This is a genomic window from Streptomyces sp. NPDC001515 (assembly GCF_053597115.1).
In genome coordinates this window covers 23281-42835 of sequence record NZ_JBSFHN010000037.1, presented here as the reverse complement: position 1 = coordinate 42835, position 19555 = coordinate 23281, and the positions used below count along the sequence as shown (strand labels likewise).

17 protein-coding genes and 1 pseudogene are annotated in these 19555 nt (G+C 72.1%); 16 read left to right on the top strand and 2 right to left on the bottom strand.

From position 1 onward, the window contains the following. Window positions 1-57: 57 nt before the first annotated feature. Together ACWCXC_RS30765 and ACWCXC_RS30760 are read left to right on the top strand one after the other, a co-directional pair. Window positions 58-693 carry a vitamin K epoxide reductase family protein gene (locus ACWCXC_RS30765; protein ID WP_383646027.1) on the top strand — a complete coding sequence of 212 codons (636 nt, stop codon included), beginning with the start codon at window positions 58-60 and terminating at the stop codon, window positions 691-693. A gap of 73 nt (window positions 694-766) precedes the next feature. Further along, window positions 767-2143 carry a replication-associated recombination protein A gene (locus ACWCXC_RS30760; protein ID WP_450891153.1) on the top strand — a complete coding sequence of 459 codons (1377 nt, stop codon included), beginning with the start codon at window positions 767-769 and terminating at the stop codon, window positions 2141-2143. 28 nt (window positions 2144-2171) lie between these two features. On the opposite strand, the gene ACWCXC_RS30755 is transcribed toward ACWCXC_RS30760, so the two are convergent. Further along, window positions 2172-2873, bottom strand: coding sequence for a DUF2470 domain-containing protein (locus tag ACWCXC_RS30755; RefSeq protein ID WP_450682117.1), 702 nt, complete (start codon window positions 2871-2873; stop codon window positions 2172-2174). Between the two features lie 188 nt (window positions 2874-3061). Between ACWCXC_RS30755 and rpsD the strand changes: the two genes are divergently transcribed. Further along, entirely contained in the window at window positions 3062-3676 is a 615-nt protein-coding gene (gene rpsD, locus ACWCXC_RS30750) for a 30S ribosomal protein S4 (RefSeq protein ID WP_450682118.1), read from the top strand. 15 nt (window positions 3677-3691) lie between these two features. Here rpsD and ACWCXC_RS30745 read toward each other — a convergent pair. Then, window positions 3692-5918, bottom strand: a pseudogene (locus ACWCXC_RS30745) (ATP-binding protein). Between the two features lie 205 nt (window positions 5919-6123). On the opposite strand from ACWCXC_RS30745, the gene ACWCXC_RS30740 reads away from it, so the two are divergent. From ACWCXC_RS30740 to nusB, 13 genes are all read left to right on the top strand, one after another. After that, a complete protein-coding gene (locus tag ACWCXC_RS30740) occupies window positions 6124-6579 on the top strand; it encodes a DUF948 domain-containing protein (protein ID WP_450682119.1) in 456 nt (151 codons plus the stop codon). Between the two features lie 7 nt (window positions 6580-6586). Beyond that, on the top strand, window positions 6587-6937 hold the full coding sequence (locus ACWCXC_RS30735; RefSeq protein WP_450682120.1) for a DUF6167 family protein: 351 nt from the start codon (window positions 6587-6589) through the stop codon (window positions 6935-6937). Then, window positions 6937-9606 (top strand): alanine--tRNA ligase, encoded by a 2670-nt coding sequence (gene alaS / locus ACWCXC_RS30730; RefSeq protein ID WP_450891152.1) that lies wholly within the window; start codon window positions 6937-6939, stop codon window positions 9604-9606. Before ACWCXC_RS30735 ends, alaS begins: the two co-directional genes overlap by 1 nt. An 8-nt stretch (window positions 9607-9614) precedes the next feature. Next, on the top strand, window positions 9615-10088 hold the full coding sequence (gene ruvX, locus ACWCXC_RS30725; protein ID WP_450682122.1) for a Holliday junction resolvase RuvX: 474 nt from the start codon (window positions 9615-9617) through the stop codon (window positions 10086-10088). 96 nt (window positions 10089-10184) lie between these two features. Beyond that, on the top strand, window positions 10185-11936 hold the full coding sequence (mltG, locus tag ACWCXC_RS30720) for an endolytic transglycosylase MltG (RefSeq protein WP_450891151.1): 1752 nt from the start codon (window positions 10185-10187) through the stop codon (window positions 11934-11936). Beyond that, on the top strand, window positions 11923-12759 hold the full coding sequence (locus ACWCXC_RS30715) for a shikimate dehydrogenase (protein ID WP_450891150.1): 837 nt from the start codon (window positions 11923-11925) through the stop codon (window positions 12757-12759). Before mltG ends, ACWCXC_RS30715 begins: the two co-directional genes overlap by 14 nt. A 145-nt stretch (window positions 12760-12904) precedes the next feature. Further along, complete coding sequence (aroC, locus tag ACWCXC_RS30710; RefSeq protein ID WP_450682125.1) at window positions 12905-14089, top strand: chorismate synthase; 1185 nt, start codon at window positions 12905-12907, stop codon at window positions 14087-14089. Further along, window positions 14086-15714, top strand: a complete 1629-nt coding sequence (gene aroB, locus ACWCXC_RS30705; protein ID WP_450682126.1) for a 3-dehydroquinate synthase — start codon at window positions 14086-14088, stop codon at window positions 15712-15714. Before aroC ends, aroB begins: the two co-directional genes overlap by 4 nt. Further along, on the top strand, window positions 15711-16151 hold the full coding sequence (aroQ, locus tag ACWCXC_RS30700; protein ID WP_450682127.1) for a type II 3-dehydroquinate dehydratase: 441 nt from the start codon (window positions 15711-15713) through the stop codon (window positions 16149-16151). Before aroB ends, aroQ begins: the two co-directional genes overlap by 4 nt. A 138-nt stretch (window positions 16152-16289) precedes the next feature. Beyond that, window positions 16290-17162 (top strand): Pro-rich N-terminal domain-containing protein, encoded by an 873-nt coding sequence (locus tag ACWCXC_RS30695; RefSeq protein ID WP_450891149.1) that lies wholly within the window; start codon window positions 16290-16292, stop codon window positions 17160-17162. Window positions 17163-17257: 95 nt separating this feature from the next. Then, window positions 17258-18364: a M24 family metallopeptidase gene (locus ACWCXC_RS30690; RefSeq protein ID WP_450682129.1), complete on the top strand. Its 1107-nt coding sequence runs from the start codon at window positions 17258-17260 to the stop codon at window positions 18362-18364. Between the two features lie 50 nt (window positions 18365-18414). Further along, a complete protein-coding gene (efp, locus tag ACWCXC_RS30685) occupies window positions 18415-18981 on the top strand; it encodes an elongation factor P (protein ID WP_450682130.1) in 567 nt (188 codons plus the stop codon). Window positions 18982-18983: 2 nt separating this feature from the next. Continuing rightward, on the top strand, window positions 18984-19415 hold the full coding sequence (gene nusB, locus ACWCXC_RS30680; RefSeq protein ID WP_450682131.1) for a transcription antitermination factor NusB: 432 nt from the start codon (window positions 18984-18986) through the stop codon (window positions 19413-19415). The last annotated feature ends 140 nt before the right edge of the window (window positions 19416-19555 follow it).

The following is a 19555-nucleotide window of genomic DNA, read 5'->3' as shown; positions in this document are numbered from 1 at the left end:
GAACCGTACGGCACAATGACCCTGCCCCAGCAGGCCACTCACTGACGGAACGGCGATATGACGACTGCAGCGGTTGACCATCCCTCCTCCGACCAGGACGAGGACCGCGGGACGCGGACCATCGGCGGCGGCCGCGCGCTGGCGCTGCTGCTGGTGATCACGGGCGCCGCCGGACTCCTCGCCGCCTGGGTCATCACGATCGACAAGCTGAAGCTCGCGGAGGACCCCACCTTCGTGCCCGGGTGCAGTCTCAACCCGGTGGTGGCCTGCGGCAACATCATGAAGAGCGAGCAGGCGGCGGCCTTCGGCTTCCCCAACCCGATGCTGGGCATGGCCACCTACCCGGTGATCATCGGCATCGGTCTCGCGCTGCTCGCCGGGGCCCGCTTCCGCGCCTGGTACTGGCTGGGCATGAACGCCGGGATGCTCTTCGGCGTCGGCTTCTGCACCTGGCTGCAGTACCAGTCGCTGTACAACATCAACTCGCTCTGCCTGTGGTGCTGCCTGGCCTGGGTCGCCACGATCTTCATGTTCTGCTACGTCACCGTGCACAACATCAAGCACCGGATCATCCCCGCGCCCGCCTGGCTCCGCAACGGCCTCACCGAGTTCCACTGGGTGCCCCCGGTCCTGTGGGTCGGCATCATCGGCATGCTGATCCTGACCCGCTGGTGGGACTTCTGGACCAGCTGACCGGACCCCTCCCGCCCGCCGGGCCCGCACCGGTCCGGCGGCGTTGTCAGTGGGGTGGCTTAGGCTTTCGGACGTGGAGCCCGACCTCTTTACCGCAGCCGCCGAAGACCGCCAGGAGAAGGACCCGTCCAGCAGCCCCCTCGCTGTGCGGATGCGTCCGCGTACGCTGGACGAGGTCGTCGGCCAGCAGCATCTGCTCAAGCCGGGCTCCCCCCTGCGCCGTCTGGTCGGCGAGGGCGGCGGAGGACCGGCCGGGGCCTCGTCCGTGATCCTCTGGGGCCCTCCCGGGATCGGGAAGACGACCCTGGCGTACGTGGTCAGCAAGGCCACGAACAAACGATTTGTCGAGCTCTCCGCCATCACCGCGGGCGTCAAGGAAGTACGGGCCGTGATCGAGGGCGCCCGGCGCGCCGCCGGGGGGTACGGCAAGGAGACCGTCCTCTTCCTCGACGAGATCCACCGCTTCTCCAAGGCGCAGCAGGACTCCCTGCTCCCGGCGGTGGAGAACCGCTGGGTCACGCTGATCGCCGCGACCACCGAGAATCCGTACTTCTCGATCATCTCCCCGCTGCTCTCGCGCTCGCTGCTGCTGACGCTGGAGTCCCTCACCGACGACGATCTGCGCGGACTGATGGACCGCGCCCTGACCGACGAGCGGGGACTGGGCGGGGCGGTGGCGCTGGACGAGGACGCCCGCGAGCATCTGCTGCGGGTGGCCGGCGGCGACGCGCGCCGGGCGCTGACGGCCCTGGAGGCCGCCGCCGGTGCCGCGCTGGCCAAGCACGAGGAGACGATCACGCTCTCCACGGTGGAGGAGACGGTCGACCGGGCCGCCGTGACGTACGACCGGGACGGCGACCAGCACTACGACGTGGCGAGCGCGCTGATCAAGTCGATCCGCGGTTCCGACGTCGACGCGGCGCTGCACTATCTGGCCCGGATGATCGAGGCGGGGGAGGACCCCCGCTTCATCGCCCGGCGGCTGATGATCTCGGCCAGCGAGGACATCGGCCTCGCCGATCCCACGGCGCTGCCGACGGCGGTCGCCGCGGCCCAGGCGGTGGCGATGATCGGTTTCCCCGAGGCGGCCCTCACCCTCAGCCACGCCACCATCGCGCTGGCGCTCGCCCCGAAGTCCAACGCGGCCACCCTGGCCATCTCCGCCGCCCGGGAGGACGTGCGCAAGGGGCTGGCCGGCCCGGTGCCCGCGCATCTGCGCGACGGCCACTACAAGGGCGCCGCCAAGCTCGGCCACGCCCAGGGCTATGTCTACCCGCACGACGTCCCGGGCGGGATCGCCGCCCAGCAGTACGCCCCCGACGCCGTGCTGGGCAAGCGCTACTACCGGCCCACGCGCTACGGCGCCGAGGCGCGGTACGCGGATGTGGCCGACCGGGTCCGTGAGCGGCTGGGCCGCGAGGACGGGGCGGGCGACGCGGACGCCTCCTGACCGGGGCCGGGGCGCCGCCGCGACGGTCTCAGGCCGCGGCCGCCTCGAAGAGGGTGTGCAGGGCGCGGCTCAGTTCCGCCGCGTCGCGCACCGGCTCGGGGAACTCGAAGCGCGCGTCGAAGCAGGTGCCGCCGGGTGCGAGGACGCGGACGCGCAGACCGAGCCGGTCCAGTGCGAGCGGCACGACCGCCGGCCCGTCGGCCGCCCCGGACCCGGCGCCGCGCTCGCCGAGCAGCGCGCACAGGGTTTCCAGGGTGTCGCCGTGGGCCGCGTGCAGATGCTGCAGCAACGCCGTCTCGTGGGCGGCGAGCGGGTCGGCGGCGGCGTCCCGCAGCTCCTCGCGGGTGACGGCTTCCGCTCCCCACAGATCCTCGACGTGGGCCTCGGCCGTCTCCAGGCGGAGCACCGTCCGGCCGGGGCCCGCGAGACCCGGGACGGGGGTGAGTCGGCCGCAGATCCGGGCCCGGCCCCGGACGCGGTGCGGGACGGCCACCGGGGCGACGTCCGTGATCTCCAGCACGCCGGCCGGCTCCCCGTCCCCGGGGTCCGTCACGGCCCGCACGACCGGGGACGACGTGGGGAACTCCAGGAGGAGATCGCCTTCCGGACCGATGGTCCGGGACAGCGGTTCGGGGCGGTCCGGGGCCGCCGTCGCAGCCCCGGGGACGAGCAGCACCGCGGAGCAGGTACTCTGTACGAGAGTTCGTGTGCGCTCGGCTGCTGACGGCATCCGAGTGTTTTCAAGCCCGCTGGGACGCGGCTGACCACGATCTGATCGGTCCTCCGTCATCTCGACGCCATCGAGCGCGTCGATGCTGTCTGTGCTGTCCGTGACGTGTGTGGTGTTCCCAGGGCGAGACATGCGATCTCCTTGAGTAAGGTGAGCCTAACCTAACCTATTTCGGAGGTCTGGAGAACGTGCCTAATCAGTCGCGTCCCAAGGTCAAGAAGAGCCGCGCGCTCGGCATCGCGCTGACGCCGAAGGCCGTCAAGTACTTCGAGGCCCGCCCCTACCCGCCGGGCGAGCACGGCCGTGGCCGCAAGCAGAACTCGGACTACAAGGTCCGTCTGCTGGAGAAGCAGCGTCTGCGCGCGCAGTACGACATCAGCGAGCGCCAGATGGTGCGCGCCTACGACCGTGCCAAGAAGGCCGAGGGCAAGACGGGCGAGGCGCTGGTCGTCGAGCTGGAGCGTCGCCTCGACGCGCTGGTCCTGCGTTCCGGTATCGCCAAGACGATCTACCAGGCCCGCCAGATGGTCGTCCACGGCCACATCGAGGTCAACGGCGGCAAGGTCGACAAGCCGTCGTTCCGCGTCCGCCCGGACGACATCGTCATGGTCCGCGAGCGCAGCCGCGACAAGTACCCCTTCCAGGTGGCCCGTGAGGGTGGCAACGACACGGACGGCGAGACGCCGCGCTACCTGCAGGTGAACCTGAAGGCCCTGGCCTTCCGCCTTGACCGGGACCCGAACCGCAAGGAAATCCCGGTGATCTGCGACGAGCAGCTCGTCGTCGAGTACTACGCCCGCTGATCCAGGCGTAGCCGCTCACACCGGCGTTTCAGGCCCGCCCCTCCCCGACCGGGGAGGCGGCGGGCTTTCGCGTTCCCCCGGACGGGAGCCGTGCGCCGAGCCGCTCCCCGGACCGGCCCGCCAGCGCCCTGGCCACCATCGCGTCCACCCCGAGCCGGCCGCCCGCCCGCAGCCGCCCGGCGTACGCCTCCTCGCCCAGCGCGTCCCGGCACAGCTCCGCGCACCGGGCGCGGGGCCCGCCGTAGTGCACCGAGCCGAACAGCGGCAGCCCGACCGACGGCCAGACCCGGTCGGCCGCGCCCTGGAGCAGCGCCGCCTCGGCGGCGTCCCCCTCCACCGCCGTGACCAGGGCCAGCAGCTCCACCGCGAGCACGGTGCCGAGCCGGTCGTGGAAGGCGTGACTGCTGGCCAGCGCCTGCCCGAGCAGCATGCGCGCGTGTGCGGGGAGACCCTGCTGGAGGCAGGTGAACCCCAGCACGTACAGCGCGTAACCGCGTGCCCAGCGCTCGCCGTGGTCCTCGCAGATCTCCCGCACCTCCTCGCAGATCTCGGCGGCGCTCTCCGGATCGCCCTGGAAGCCGACCGTCATGGCCAGCTCGATCCGGGCCATCAGGACGTTGCTGTTCAGCTCGCCGAGGTCCCGGTAGCGGTCGAGCGCGTCCCTCAGCAGGGTGTGGGCGCGCTCCATGTCGTCCGTGACCAGGGCCAGGCAGCCGGTGCGGTGCACCGCGTAGGCGGCGGCCACGGCGTCGCCCGTCCGCTCGGCCTCTTCGCGGCACTCGGTCAGCGCCGAGATCGCGGCGACCGGATCGCCCTGGAGGACCGCGACATGGCCGAGCACCCACAGCGCCTTGAGCCGCGAGGAGTCGTACGGGGACTCCTCGGCCAGCACGTGGTCCAGCCAGTGCCGGCCCTCCGCGATGCGCCCGCAGCCCACCCAGAGGAACCACAGCGTGCCCGCCAGGTACTGCGCGAGATGCGTCTCCTCGGGGCACTCCAGGGAGCACTCCATGGCCCGGCGCAGATTGGGCAGCTCGCTCTCCGCCCGCGCGGCCACCTCGGCCTGCCGCGGGCTGAACCAGTCGAGCTCGCACCAGGTCGCGAGCCCCAGGAACCAGTCCCGGTGGCGGCGGCGCAGCCGGTCCGTGTCGCCCGTCGCAGCCAGCCACTCGGCGCCGTACTCCCGCATGGTGTCCAGCATCCGGTAGCGGGTGCCGGCGGGGGAGTCCTCGCACTGCACGACGGACTGCGCCAGCAGACCGGAGAGCACGTCCAGCACGGAGTCGGCCGGCAGGTCGGGGCCGCTGCAGATGTACTCGACGGCCTCCAGGTCGAAGGAGCCCGCGAAGACCGAGAGCCGGGCCCACAGCAGCCGCTGCTCCGGCGCGCACAGCTCATGGCTCCAGCCGATGGCCGTACGGAGCGTCTGATGGCGGGCGAGGGCGCCCCGGCTTCCGCCGGTGAGCAGCCGGAAGCGGTCGTCCAGACGCTGGAGCACTTCCTCTGCCGAGAGCGCGCGCAGCCGTCCCGCCGCCAGTTCCAGCGCGAGCGGGATCCCGTCGAGCCGCCGGCACAGCTCCCTGGCCGCGTCCCGGGTCCCGTCCGTCAGCCGGAAGCCCGGCCGCACGGCCGCCGCCCGCTCGGCGAAGAGCCGCAGGGCGTCCTCGTCGCCCATCGTCGCCAGCGGGTACACCGCCTCCCCGTCGAGCTCCAGCGGCAGCCGGCCGGCGGCCAGCACCCGCAGCCCCGGCGAGCGCCGCAGCAGCTCCCGCACCAGCTCCGCGCAGGCGTCCACCAGATGCTCGTAGCCGTCGACCACCACCAGCAGCCGGCGCTCCGCGCAGTGGGCGAGGACGGTGGCACGCGGCGACCGGGTGGTGTGGTCGGTCAGGCCCAGGGCGGCGGCCAGCGCGTGCTCCAGCAGCGCCGGATCGTGGACGGCGGACAGCTCCACCAGCCAGACACCGTCGCAGTACCGTTTCTCCAGCAGCGCCGCCGCCCGGGTCACCAGCCGCGTCTTGCCCACGCCGCCCACCCCCACGACGGTGACGAGCCGCGACCCCCCCAGCATCCGCGCCACCTCGGCCAGTTCGTCCCGGCGTCCCACGAACCCGCTCAGCTCCGCCGGGAGGTTGCCCGGGTGGCAGGACGCACAGGTCTCGTGCGCGGAGGCAGGGGTGCTCGCCTCGTCCGGGGAGCCGGCGGGGCCGGGGGAGGGGGCGGGGCGCTGAGGGCGTCGCATGAAACACGCAGAGTACTGGCCCGAAAGCGCTCCGTACAATCACGGTGCCGGAACACCCTCCGCGCCGGGCGGGAATGCGGTACAGGGCGCGAGCCCCGGCGCGATAGGCTCAAGGCACGGTGAACCGGCCGCCGAGACGGCCGCAGCCGAAGAGCAGGGATCAAGACAGAGACAGACAGACGACACGACCAGAGAGCGGTGCACTGTGTCCGGTGGTGAGGTGGCCGGGATCCTGGTGGCCGTCTTCTGGGCGATCCTGGTTTCGTTCCTCGCCGTCGTGCTGGCGAGGCTCGCCCAGACGCTCAGGGCGACCACCCGACTCGTGGCGGACGTGACCGAACAGGCCGTCCCGCTGCTCGCCGACGCCTCCGCGACCGTGCGCTCCGCGCAGACCCAGCTCGACAAGGTCGACGCGATCGCGACGGACGTCCAGGAGGTCACCTCCAACGCCTCGGCGCTCTCCACCACCGTCGCCTCCACGTTCGGCGGCCCGCTCGTCAAGGTCGCGGCCTTCGGCTACGGGGTCCGGCGGGCCCTGGGCCGCCGTGACGGCACCGCGCCGGGAGAACCCTCCCGGCGCACGGTCATCACCGGCCGTACCGTGCCGTCCGCCCGCGCCGGGAAGCGCGCCGCCCGCAAAGCCCGCGGATCGAAGGACTGACGCAGCGATGTTCCGCCGTACGTTCTGGTTCACCGCCGGCGCAGCCGCCGGGGTCTGGGCCACCACCAAGGTCAACCGGAAGATCAAGCAGCTCACCCCCGAGAGCCTGGCCGCCCAGGCCGCCGACCGGGCGGTCGTCGCCGGCCACCGGCTCAAGGACTTCGCCCTGGACGTCCGCGAGGGCATGGCCCGGCGCGAAGCCGAACTCGGCGAGGCGCTGGGACTCGACGCACCCGTCGACGCCGACCCGCCGCTGCGCCGCCACACCGTCGTGGAGGCGGCCGATCCCCGGCCCCGCCGCACGCTCCCCCCTGCCCCACGCACCTCCAACACGTACAACCGGAATGAGGACCACTGATGGAGTCGGCTGAAATCCGCCGCCGCTGGCTGAGCTTCTACGAGGAGCGCGGTCACACCGTTGTCCCTTCGGCGTCGCTCATCGCGGACGATCCGACTCTGCTGCTGGTCCCGGCCGGCATGGTGCCCTTCAAGCCGTACTTCCTCGGTGAGGTCAAGCCGCCCGCGCCGCGCGTCACCAGCGTGCAGAAGTGCGTCCGCACGCCGGACATCGAGGAGGTCGGCAAGACCACCCGGCACGGCACGTTCTTCCAGATGTGCGGGAACTTCTCCTTCGGCGACTACTTCAAGGAAGGCGCCATCGCGTACGCCTGGGAGCTGCTGACCAGCTCCGTGGCGGACGGCGGCTACGGACTGGACCCCGAGCGCCTCTGGATCACGGTCTACCTCGACGACGACGAGGCCGAGGCCATCTGGCGCGACAAGATCGGCGTCCCGGCCGAGCGCATCCAGCGCCTGGGCAAGAAGGACAACTTCTGGTCCATGGGCGTCCCCGGCCCCTGCGGCCCCTGCTCCGAGATCAACTACGACCGCGGCCCCGAATTCGGCGTCGAGGGCGGCCCGGCCGTCAACGACGAGCGGTACGTGGAGATCTGGAACCTGGTCTTCATGCAGTACGAGCGCGGCGCGGGGGACGGCAAGGAGGACTTCCCGATCCTCGGCGACCTGCCCTCCAAGAACATCGACACCGGTCTCGGCCTCGAACGCCTCGCGATGATCCTGCAGGGCGTCCAGAACATGTACGAGACCGACACCCTGCGCGTCGTCATGGACCGGGCCACCGAGCTGACCGGGGTGCGCTACGGCGCCGCCGAGTCCACCGACGTCTCGCTGCGCGTGGTCGCCGACCACATCCGCACCTCCGTGATGCTGATCGGTGACGGCGTCACCCCCGGCAACGAGGGCCGCGGCTACGTGCTGCGCCGCATCATGCGCCGCGCCATCCGCAACATGCGTCTGATGGGCGCCACCGGCTCGGTCGTCAACGAGCTGATCGACGTCGTGATCACCACCATGGGGCAGCAGTACCCCGAGCTGATCACCGACCGCAAGCGCATCGAGACCGTCGCCCTCGCAGAGGAGGCCGCCTTCCTCAAGGCCCTCAAGGGCGGCACCAACATCCTGGAGACCGCCGTCACCGAGACCAAGGCCGCCGGCGGCCGGGTCATCCCCGGTGACAAGGCGTTCCTGCTCCACGACACCTGGGGCTTCCCGATCGACCTCACCCTGGAGATGGCCGCCGAGCAGGGGCTGTCCGTGGACGAGGACGGCTTCCGCCGCCTGATGCAGGAGCAGCGCGACAAGGCCAAGGCCGACGCCCGCGCCAAGAAGACCGGCCACGCCGACCTGTCCGCCTACCGCGAGGTCGCGGACAACTCCGGCGCCACCGAGTTCACCGGCTACGGCACCACCGAGGGCGAGTCGACGATCGTCGGCCTCCTCGTGGACGGCGTCCCCTCCCCGGCCGCCACCGAGGGCGACGAGGTCGAGGTCGTCCTGGACCGCACCCCGTTCTACGCCGAGGGCGGCGGCCAGCTCGCCGACACCGGCCGCATCCGGCTGGACACCGGCGCCGTGATCGAGGTCCGCGACGTCCAGAAGCCGGTCCCCGGCGTGCACGTCCACAAGGGCGTCGTCCAGGTCGGCGAGGTGACGGTCGGGGCCCCGGTCTTCGCCGCCATCGACACCACCCGCCGCCGCGCCATCGCCCGCGCCCACAGCGCCACCCACCTGACGCACCAGGCGCTGCGCGACGCGCTCGGTCCGACGGCCGCCCAGGCCGGTTCGGAGAACTCCCCGGGCCGCTTCCGCTTCGACTTCGGCTCGCCCGCCGCCGTCCCCGGCACGGTCCTCACCGACGTCGAGCAGAAGATCAACGCCGTGCTCTCCCGGGAGCTGGACGTCCAGGCCGAGGTCATGTCCCTCGACGAGGCCAAGAAGCAGGGCGCCATCGCGGAGTTCGGCGAGAAGTACGGCGAGCGGGTCCGCGTCGTCACCATCGGGGACTTCTCCAAGGAGCTGTGCGGCGGCACCCACGTCCACAACACCGCCCAGCTGGGTCTGGTGAAGCTGCTCGGTGAATCGTCCATCGGCTCGGGCGTGCGCCGCATCGAGGCCCTCGTCGGCGTCGACGCGTACAACTTCCTGGCCCGTGAGCACACGGTCGTCGCCCAGCTCCAGGAGCTGGTGAAGGGCCGTCCCGAGGAGCTTCCGGAGAAGATCGCCGGCATGCTCGGCAAGCTCAAGGACGCCGAGAAGGAGATCGAGAAGTTCCGCGCGGAGAAGGTCCTGGCGGCCGCCGCCGGACTGGTCGAGTCCGCCCAGGACGTCCGGGGCGTCGCCCTGGTCACCGGCCAGGTCCCGGACGGCACCTCCGCCGACGATCTGCGCAAGCTCGTCCTCGACGTCCGCGGCCGCATCCAGGGCGGCCGGCCGGCCGTCGTGGCCCTGTTCACCACGGCCAACGGGCGCCCGCTGACCGTCATCGCCACCAACGAGGCGGCCCGCGAGCGCGGCCTCAAGGCCGGCGACCTGGTCCGCACCGCCGCCAAGACCCTCGGCGGCGGGGGCGGCGGCAAGCCGGACGTCGCCCAGGGCGGCGGCCAGAACCCGGAGGCGATCGGCGACGCCGTCGCCGCCGTCGAACGCCTCGTCACCGAGACGGCGTGACACCGGACATGGAGCGGATGCGCCGCGGTCGCCGGCTGGCGATCGACGTCGGGGACGCCCGGATCGGGGTCGCCTCGTGCGACCCCGACGGGATCCTGGCGACGCCGGTGGAGACCGTGCCGGGACGCGATGTCCCGGCCGCCCACCGGCGGCTCGGCCAGATCGTCGCGGAGTACGAGCCGATCGAGGTCGTCGTCGGCCTGCCCCGCTCCTTGGGCGGCGGCGAGGGGCCGGCCGCCGCCAAGGTGCGTGCCTTCGCGCAGGTACTCGCCCGTGCGGTCGCACCCATTCCGGTGCGATTGGTGGACGAGAGGATGACCACAGTAACGGCCAGTCAGGGCCTGCGGGCCTCGGGCGTGAAGTCCAGAAAAGGCCGATCCGTCATCGACCAGGCTGCCGCTGTGGTGATCCTCCAGAACGCTCTGGAGTCCGAGCGGGCTTCGGGCAATCCTCCCGGAGAAGGCGTCGAAGTGGTGCTCTGATCGCGATACGGTAACGTTCCGCGCGATGCGGCGGTGGTCGAACAAACACCGCACAGCAAATGAGACGGAACGTCGTCTCGCGGCTCAAGGGGATCGATGACTGAGTATGGCCGGGGCCCCGGCTCCGAACCGTGGCATCCCGAGGATCCCCTGTACGGGGACCAGGGATGGGGAGGCGGACAGCAGCCTGCCCCCGGCCAGAACCAGTACGGCGGGGGCCCGTCCTACGCGCCTCAGGACCCCTACGCCCAGCAGCACCCCCAGGACCCGTACGCACAGCAGCACCCCCAGGACCCGTACGCCCAGCAGCACGAGCAGGACCCGTACGCGCAGCAGCACCAGCAGGATCCGTACGGCGGCCAGCAGCAGTCCTACCCGCAGCAGCAGCCGTACGGCGGCGGCCAGCAGGACCCGTACGGCGGAGCCCCCGCCTACAACGGGGGCTGGGACACCGGACAGACGCCCGCCACGATGCCGTACGACACCGGGCAGCAGCCCGCGCAGTACGGCTACGGCGAGACGAACGACTACTACGGCACCCCCGAGGCGTACCCCCCGCCGCAGCCCCCCGGTCGGCGTGAGGCCGCTCCCGAGCAGGCCCCCGACCGCACCCAGGACTGGGACCCGGACGTCCAGCCCGAGGAGACCCACCCGTTCTTCACCGGCGCGGACGACAGCGGCCCCGAGGACGACGAGGACGACGACCACCCGCGGGACTCCCGGCGGGGCGGCGGGGACGGCGAGCGCCGGGGCAAGGGCAAGAAGAAGAAAAAGGGCCGCAGCGGCTGCGCCTGCCTGGTGGTCTCCCTCGTCCTGGCCGGCGGACTCGGGGGAGTGGGCTACTTCGGCTACTCCTTCTACAAGGACCGCTTCGGCGCGGCCCCCGACTACTCGGGCAGCGGTACGGGCTCCGTCGAGATCGAGATCCCCAAGGGCGCGTACGGCTACGACATCGGCAACATCCTGAAGAAGGCCGGCGTCGTCAAGAGCGTCGACGCCTTCGTCTCGGCCCAGAACGAGAACCCCAAGGGGAAGTCGATCCAGGCCGGGGTGTACCTGCTCCACGAGCAGATGTCGGCCGCCGAGGCCGTGAAGATGATGGTCGACCCGAAGAGCCAGAACCTGCTGGTGATTCCCGAGGGCACCCGCAACGTGGCCGTCTACGCGATGGTCGACAAGAAGCTGGGCCTGAAGGCCGGCACGACCAAGGGCGTCGCCAAGTCCAAGAAGTCCGACCTCGGACTGCCGGACTGGGTGGGCAGGAACGACGACATCAAGGACCCGCTGGAGGGCTTCCTCTACCCGGCCGCGTACCCGGTGACGAAGGAGACCAAGCCGGAGGCGATCCTCAAGAGCATGGTCACGCGCTCCAAGGAGGAGTACGACAAGCTCGACCTGGCCGGGACCGCCAAGAAGTACAAGCTGGACGGCCCCTGGCAGGTGCTCACCGTCGCGAGCCTGGTGCAGGCGGAAGGTCTGACGCACGACGACTTCCGCAAGATGGCCGAGGTCGTCTACAACCGCCTCAAGCCCGACAACACCGTGACGAACCGGAAGCTTGAGTTCGACTCCGCGTTCAACTACCTCAAGAACCAGAGCGAGATCAAGATCAGGTCGAACGAGATCCGGACCAACCCGGATCCGTACAACACCTACTACCACGCGGGCCTTCCGCCCGGCCCGATCGGCAACCCCGGCGACGAGGCCCTGCGGGCGACGCTCAGCCCCACGGCGGACGGCTGGATGTTCTTCATCTCGCTCGACGGCAAGAAGACCCAGTTCACCAAGACGGCGGCGGAGCACGAGAAGCTCAACGAGAAGTTCAAGGAACAGCATGGCCTCGACTGACGGGCGCCACCGCGCAGCCGTCCTCGGATCCCCGATCGCCCACTCGCTCTCCCCGGTCCTGCACCGGGCGGCCTACGCCGCTCTCGGCCTCGACGGCTGGACGTACGGCCGCTTCGAGATCGACGAGGCGGCCCTGCCCGGGTTCGTCGCGGAGCTGGACGGTTCCTGGGCCGGGCTCTCGCTGACCATGCCGCTGAAGCGGGCGATCATCCCGCTGCTGGACGAGATCAGCGCGACCGCCGCCTCGGTCGAGGCCGTGAACACGGTGGTCCTCGCCGAGGACGGCCGACGGGTCGGCGACAACACGGACATCCCCGGCATGATCGCCGCCCTGCGCGAGCGCGGCGTCGAGAAGGCCGAATCCGCCGCGATCCTCGGCGCCGGGGCCACCGCCTCGTCCGCGCTCGCCGCGCTCGCGCGGATCTGCGCCGGCCCGGTCACCGCGTACGTCCGCAGCCGGGAGCGCGGCGACGAGATGCGCGGCTGGGGCGAACGGCTCGGCGCCGACGTCCGGATCGCCGACTGGGCCGAGGCCGAACAGGCGCTGCACGCCCCCCTGGTCGTCGCGACGACACCGGCCGGGGCGACGGACGCGCTGGCGGCCGCCGTGCCGGAGAACCCGGGGACGCTCTTCGACGTGCTGTACGAGCCGTGGCCGACCGGACTCGCCGCCGCCTGGACCGCCCGGAAGGGCGCAGTCGTCGGAGGTCTGGATCTCCTGGTGCATCAGGCCGTCCTCCAGGTGGAGCGGATGACCGGCCGTGCGCCCGCGCCGCTGGCCGTGATGCGCGAGGCGGGCGAGCGGGCGCTGGCCGCCCGCTGACCTCCCGCCCGCCGTCCGAACCGTCCGTCTGCTGGACCGGCGGCGGGCCCGGGGCGCCGGGCGTGGGAGGATCGAGGGCGGCGGGCCAGGGCCGCGCACCCGGTCGCGCCGCTGGATTTCAGGCGCGAGCATGAGGAGCACACCGTTGAGCAGGTTGCGCTGGCTGACCGCGGGAGAGTCGCACGGCCCCGCACTGGTGGCGACGCTGGAGGGTCTTCCCGCCGGTGTCCCGGTCACCACGGAGATGGTGGCGGACGCGCTCGCCCGGCGGCGGCTCGGTTACGGCCGCGGTGCGCGCATGAAGTTCGAGAAGGACGAGGTCACCTTCCTCGGCGGGGTCCGGCACGGACTGACCATGGGCTCGCCCGTGGCCGTGATGGTCGGCAACACCGAGTGGCCCAAGTGGGAACAGGTCATGGCGGCCGACCCCGTCGACCCCGAGGTGCTGGCCGAACAGGCCCGCAACGCGCCCCTGACCCGCCCGCGCCCCGGCCACGCCGACCTCGCCGGCATGCAGAAGTACGGCTTCGACGAGGCCCGGCCGGTCCTGGAGCGCGCCAGCGCCCGTGAGACCGCCGCCCGCGTGGCCCTCGGCGCCGTCGCCCGCTCCTACCTCAAGGAGACCGCCGGCATCGAGATCGTCAGCCACGTCGTGGAGCTGGCCGCCGCCAAGGCGCCGTACGGGGTCGTGCCCGTGCCCTCCGACGTCGAGCGCCTCGACGCCGACCCGGTGCGCTGCCTGGACGCCGACGCGAGCAAGGCGATGGTCGCGGAGATCGACCAGGCCCACAAGGACGGCGACACGCTCGGCGGCGTCGTCGAGGTGCTGGCCTACGGCGTGCCCGTCGGGCTCGGCTCGCACGTGCACTGGGACCGCCGGCTCGACGCCCGCCTCGCCGCCGCCCTCATGGGCATCCAGGCCATCAAGGGCGTCGAGGTCGGTGACGGCTTCGACCTCGCGCGGGTGCCGGGCTCCCAGGCGCACGACGAGATCCTGGTGACCGAGGACGGCATCAGGCGCGCCTCCGGCCGCTCCGGCGGCACCGAGGGCGGACTGACCACCGGCGAGCTGCTGCGCGTCCGGGCCGCCATGAAGCCCATCGCGACGGTCCCCCGGGCCCTGGCCACCGTCGACGTGGTGACCGGCGAGCCCGCCAAGGCCCACCACCAGCGCTCCGATGTCTGTGCCGTTCCCGCGGCGGGCATCGTCGCGGAGGCCATGGTCGCGCTCGTCCTCGCGGACGCGGTCGCGGAGAAGTTCGGCGGCGACAGCGTCGCGGAGACCCACCGCAACGTCCAGTCGTACCTCGACCACCTCCAGATCCGATGAGCGGTCCGCTGGTCGTCCTCGTCGGGCCGATGGGCGTCGGCAAGTCCACGGTCGGCGAACTCCTCGCCGCCCGCCTCGGCACCGGCTACCGGGACACCGACGCGGATGTCGTCGCGACGGCGGGCAAGCCGATCTCCGACATCTTCATCGACGAGGGCGAGGAGCATTTCCGCGCCCTGGAGCGGGAGGCCGTGCGCGCCGCGATCGCCGGGCACGAGGGCGTCCTCGCGCTCGGCGGCGGCGCCGTCCTCGACGCCTCGACGCGCGCCCTGCTCGCCGGCCGCCCCGTCGTCTACCTCTCCATGGACGTGGACGAGGCCGTCAGGCGCGTCGGGCTGAACACCGCGCGACCGCTGCTCGCCGTCAACCCGCGCCGGCAGTGGCGCGAACTCATGGAGGCCCGCCGCCACCTCTACACCGAGGTGGCCCGCGCCTCCGTGGCGACCGACGGGCACACACCGGACGAGGTCGCCCAGGCGGTCCTCGACGCACTGGAACTGCCGGACGCCCCGTCCGGCCGGGAGAACGCAACGATGACCGAGGCACCCACCCGCATCCACATCGCCGGCAGCGCCGGGACCGACCCGTACGAGGTCCTGGTGGGCCGGCAGCTCCTCGGCGAGCTGCCCGGACTCATCGGCGACCGCGCCAAGCGCGTCGCGGTCCTGCACCCCGAGGCGCTCGCGGAGACCGGCGAGGCCGTCCGCCAGGACCTCGCGGACCAGGGCTACGAGGCCATCGCCGTACAGCTGCCCAACGCCGAGGAGGCCAAGACCGTCGAGGTCGCCGCCTACTGCTGGAAGGCGCTGGGCCAGACCGGCTTCACCCGGACCGACGTCATCGTCGGCGTCGGCGGCGGCGCCACCACCGACGTCGCCGGCTTCGTCGCCGCCTCCTGGCTGCGCGGGGTGCGCTGGATCGCCGTACCGACCACCGTCCTCGGCATGGTCGACGCGGCCGTCGGCGGCAAGACCGGCATCAACACCGCCGAGGGCAAGAACCTCGTCGGCGCCTTCCACCCGCCCGCCGGGGTCCTCTGCGACCTGGCCGCGCTGGACTCGCTGCCGGTCCACGACTACGTCTCCGGGATGGCCGAGGTCATCAAGGCCGGCTTCATCTCCGACCCGGTCATCCTCGACCTCGTGGAGGCCGACCCCGAGGGCGCCCGCTCCCCGTCCGGACCGCACACCTCCGAACTCATCGAGCGCGCCATCCGGGTCAAGGCCGAGGTCGTCTCCAGCGACCTCAAGGAGTCGGGTCTGCGCGAGATCCTCAACTACGGCCACACCCTGGCCCACGCCATCGAGAAGAACGAGCGCTACAAGTGGCGCCACGGCGCCGCCGTCTCGGTCGGCATGGTCTTCGCCGCCGAACTGGGCCGCCTGGCCGGACGTCTGGACGACGCCACGGCCGACCGGCACCGCGCCGTGCTGGAGTCCGTCGGGCTGCCCCTCACCTACCGCGGCGACCAGTGGCCCAAGCTGCTGGAGACCATGAAGGTCGACAAGAAGTCCCGCGGCGACCTGCTGCGCTTCATCGTCCTGGACGGACTGGGCAAGCCCACCGTCCTTGAGGGCCCCGACCCCGCCGTGCTGCTCGCCGCCTACGGGGAGGTGTCGGCGTGACCCGCCGGGTCCTCGTCCTCAACGGCCCGAACCTCGGCCGCCTCGGCTCGCGCGAACCCGACGTCTACGGAAGCACCTCCTACACCGGACTCGTCGAGACCTGCCGCACCCTCGGCAAGGAGCTGGGCTTCGACGTCGACGTCCGGGAGACCAACGACGAGGGCGAGCTGATCCGCTGGCTCCACGAGGCCGCGGACGGTTCAATTCCGGTCGTTCTCAACCCGGGTGCCTTCACGCACTACTCGTACGGAATGCGGGACGCGGCCTCCCAGCGCACGGCCCCGCTCATCGAGGTGCACATCTCGAACCCGTACGCACGGGAGGAATTCCGCCACACCTCCGTGGTCGCACCGGTCGCCACGGGAACCGTGGCCGGTTTCGGCATCGGTTCCTACCGGCTCGCGCTGCGCGCGCTCGCGGACGAACTCACGGACTGAGGCACCACCCGCCCCGCAGGCCGTGTGGCCGACGGGGCACTCCGGAGCGCCCCCGGCCGTTGCCCCAGTGGCGGCCGGGGACGGTACGGTTGCCGTTCCACCAGCGCCAGTTGCCTGTACGAGACGGAGTGCCACCGGATGCAGCACGCAGTGGGGGCTCCGCTGCCGCCGCCCCAGGGACCCGGAAACGGCCCCGGCGGATGGCCGCCCCGGGACCAGCACCCCGGCCACCCCGGACACCCGGGCCCGCCGGCCGGGCCGCCCGCCCCGCCCCCGGCCGCTCCCCCCGGCCCCCCGCTCCCGCCGCCCCCCGCCCACCCGGGCCAGGGCTGGACGGGTCCCGCACCGCACCACGCCCCGGTCCCGGTCTCCCGGGAGACCACCGGCCACATCCAGCTGCCGCCCGGCGGCCCGGTGGCGCTGCCCGCGCCGCCCGCCGAGCCCGGCACCGGCGCCGCGACCCTCGCCGTGCTGCTGATCGGCCCGGCCGGCGCCGGGAAGACCACCGTGGCCCGGCTCTGGGCCAGCCGCCGACGGGTGCCCACCGCCCATGTCAGCCTCGACGACGTCCGCGAATGGGTCTGCTCCGGCTTCGCCGATCCGCAGGCCGGATGGAACGACCAGTCCGAGGCGCAGTACCGGCTGGCCCGCCGCACCTGCGGATTCGCCGCGCGCAACTTCCTGGCCAACGGGATCTCGTGCATCCTCGACGACGCGGTCTTCCCCGACCGCCCCGTCGTCGGCCTCGGCGGCTGGAAGCGCCATGTGGGCCCCGGGCTGCTCCCCGTCGTCCTGCTGCCGGGCCTGGAGATCGTCCTGGAGCGCAACGCCGCCCGCTCAGGCAACCGCCGCCTCTCCGACGAGGAGGTCGCCCGCATCCACGGCCGGATGGCCGGCTGGTACGGCTCCGGCCTGCCGATCATCGACAACTCCACGTACGACGTGGAGACCACCGCCCGCGTCCTGGACGACATACTGGCCCGCTCCATCGCCAGTCCTCCGGCCTGGTGACGAAAGGCCCCTGACCCGGCGCGGGTCCTCCGCGCCGCCCCCCGGTCGGATGCGCCGACCGCGCGGGGCGGCCGATCCGCTCGTACGCTCGACGCATGTCAGAGGTGCACGCCGTCCGACGCGGGCTGCTCCGCGACCGGTGCGCGGCCGCCGGATCCGCGGCCGCCCTGGTCTCCCGCCCCGCCAATGTCCGCTACCTGGCGGGCGGGGCGCCCCCGGGTGCCGTGCTGCTGCTCGGCACCGACCGGGACGTCCTGCTCTGCCCGCGCCCCCCGACCGGTGATCCTGCCGACGGACGCACCGACGACGGGCTGCGGGTGGACGTGCTGCCGGTGGCCGGCGGCGATCCGGTGGTCGCCGCCGCCGATCTCGCCGCGTCCGGCGGGGCGGAGTCCCTGGCCGTCGAGGAACACGATCTGACGGTCGCCCGGCACCGGGCCATGGCCTCGGTCGCCCCGAAGCTCCGCCTGGCCGATCTGGGCGCCACCGTGGAGCAGCAGCGCATCGTGAAGGACGAGGAGGAGATCGGCTGTCTGCGGATCGCCGCCGAGATCGCCGACCAGGCCCTGGGCGAACTCCTCGAATCGATCCTGGTCGGCCGCACCGAACGCCATCTGGCGCTGGAACTGGAGCGCCGGCTGGTGGACCACGGCGCCGACGGCCCCGCCTTCGCGACCTCCGTCGCCACCGGCCCCAACTCCGGGCGCGGCCGTCACCGCCCCTCGGACCGGCGGGTGGAGGAAGGAGATTTCCTCTCCGTCTGCCTGGGCGCGAGCTACCGGGGATACCGCTGCGAGGTCGGCCGGACCTTCGTCATCGGCACCGCGCCGGCGGACTGGCAGATCGAGCTCTACGACCTGGTTTTCGCCGCTCAGCGGGCCGGACGCGAGGCGCTGCTGCCCGGCGCCGCCTATCGCGACGTGGACCGTGCGGCCCGTCATCCGCTGGAGGCCGCGGGCCACGGCGAGGGGCTCGCGCCCTCGACCGGGCACGGGGTGGGGCTCGAAATCGACGAGGACCCGCAGTTGGCACCCGCGGCCATGGGTAAACTGGACGCTTGTGTGCCGGTCACCGTCGAACCGGGGGTCCACCTCCCGGGCCGGGGCGGCGTCCGGATCGATGACACGCTCGTCGTCCGCCCCGAGGCGGACGGCGGACCCGAGCTACTCACCATTACGACCAAGGAGCTGCTCGCGCTCTAGCGCGTGTCCTCGGTCGTTCCACCAGCTTCAGTCCAGGAGATTCCGCAACCGTGGCTTCCACGAACGACCTCAAGAACGGCCTGGTGCTCAAGCTCGACGGAGGCCAGCTCTGGTCCGTCGTCGAGTTCCAGCACGTCAAGCCCGGCAAGGGCCCCGCCTTCGTGCGCACCAAGCTCAAGAACGTGCTCTCCGGCAAGGTCGTCGACAAGACGTTCAACGCCGGCGTGAAGGTCGAGACGGCCACTGTCGACAAGCGCGACATGCAGTTCTCGTACATGGACGGCGAGTACTTCGTCTTCATGGACATGGACACCTACGACCAGCTGATGGTCGAGCGCAAGGCCGTCGGCGACGCCGCCAACTTCCTGATCGAGGGCTTCACCGCCACCGTCGCCCAGCACGAGGGCGAGGTGCTCTACGTCGAGCTGCCGGCCGCCGTCGAGCTGACCATCCAGCACACCGACCCGGGTGTCCAGGGCGACCGCTCCACCGGCGGCACCAAGCCCGCCACGCTGGAGACCGGTTACGAGATCGGTGTTCCGCTCTTCATCACCACCGGTGAGAAGATCAAGGTCGACACCCGCTCCGGCGAATACCTCGGCCGGGTGAACAGCTAACCGTGGCTGCCCGGAACACGGCCCGCAAGCGAGCCTTCCAGATCCTCTTCGAGGCCGACCAGCGCGGTGAGTCCGTGCAGACGGTCCTCGCGGACTGGATCCGCCACTCGCGGTCCGACACCCGCCAGCCGCCGGTCACCGAGTACACGATGGAACTCGTCGAGGGGTACGCGCAGTACGCGGACCGGATCGACGACCTGATCGTCACCTACGCGGTGGACTGGGAGATCGACCGCATGCCGGTCGTCGACCGGAACATCCTGCGGCTCGGCGCGTACGAGCTGATCTGGGTGGACGCGACGCCGGACGCGGTGGTGATCGACGAGGCGGTGCAGATCGCCAAGGAGTTCTCCACCGACGACTCCCCGTCCTTCGTGAACGGCCTGCTGGCCCGTTTCAAGGAGCTCAAGCCGAACCTGCGCCGGGAGCAGTAGCCCCGGGGCGTTCGCCGACGAAGGGCCCACGGTCGAGCGACCGTGGGCCCTTCGGCACATCCTCGCGCCCGATGCCGGTGGGCCGGTCGGCACGTTCCCGCGCGCCCGGTGCCGGTGCCTTCCCGGGCCCGGACAGCGCA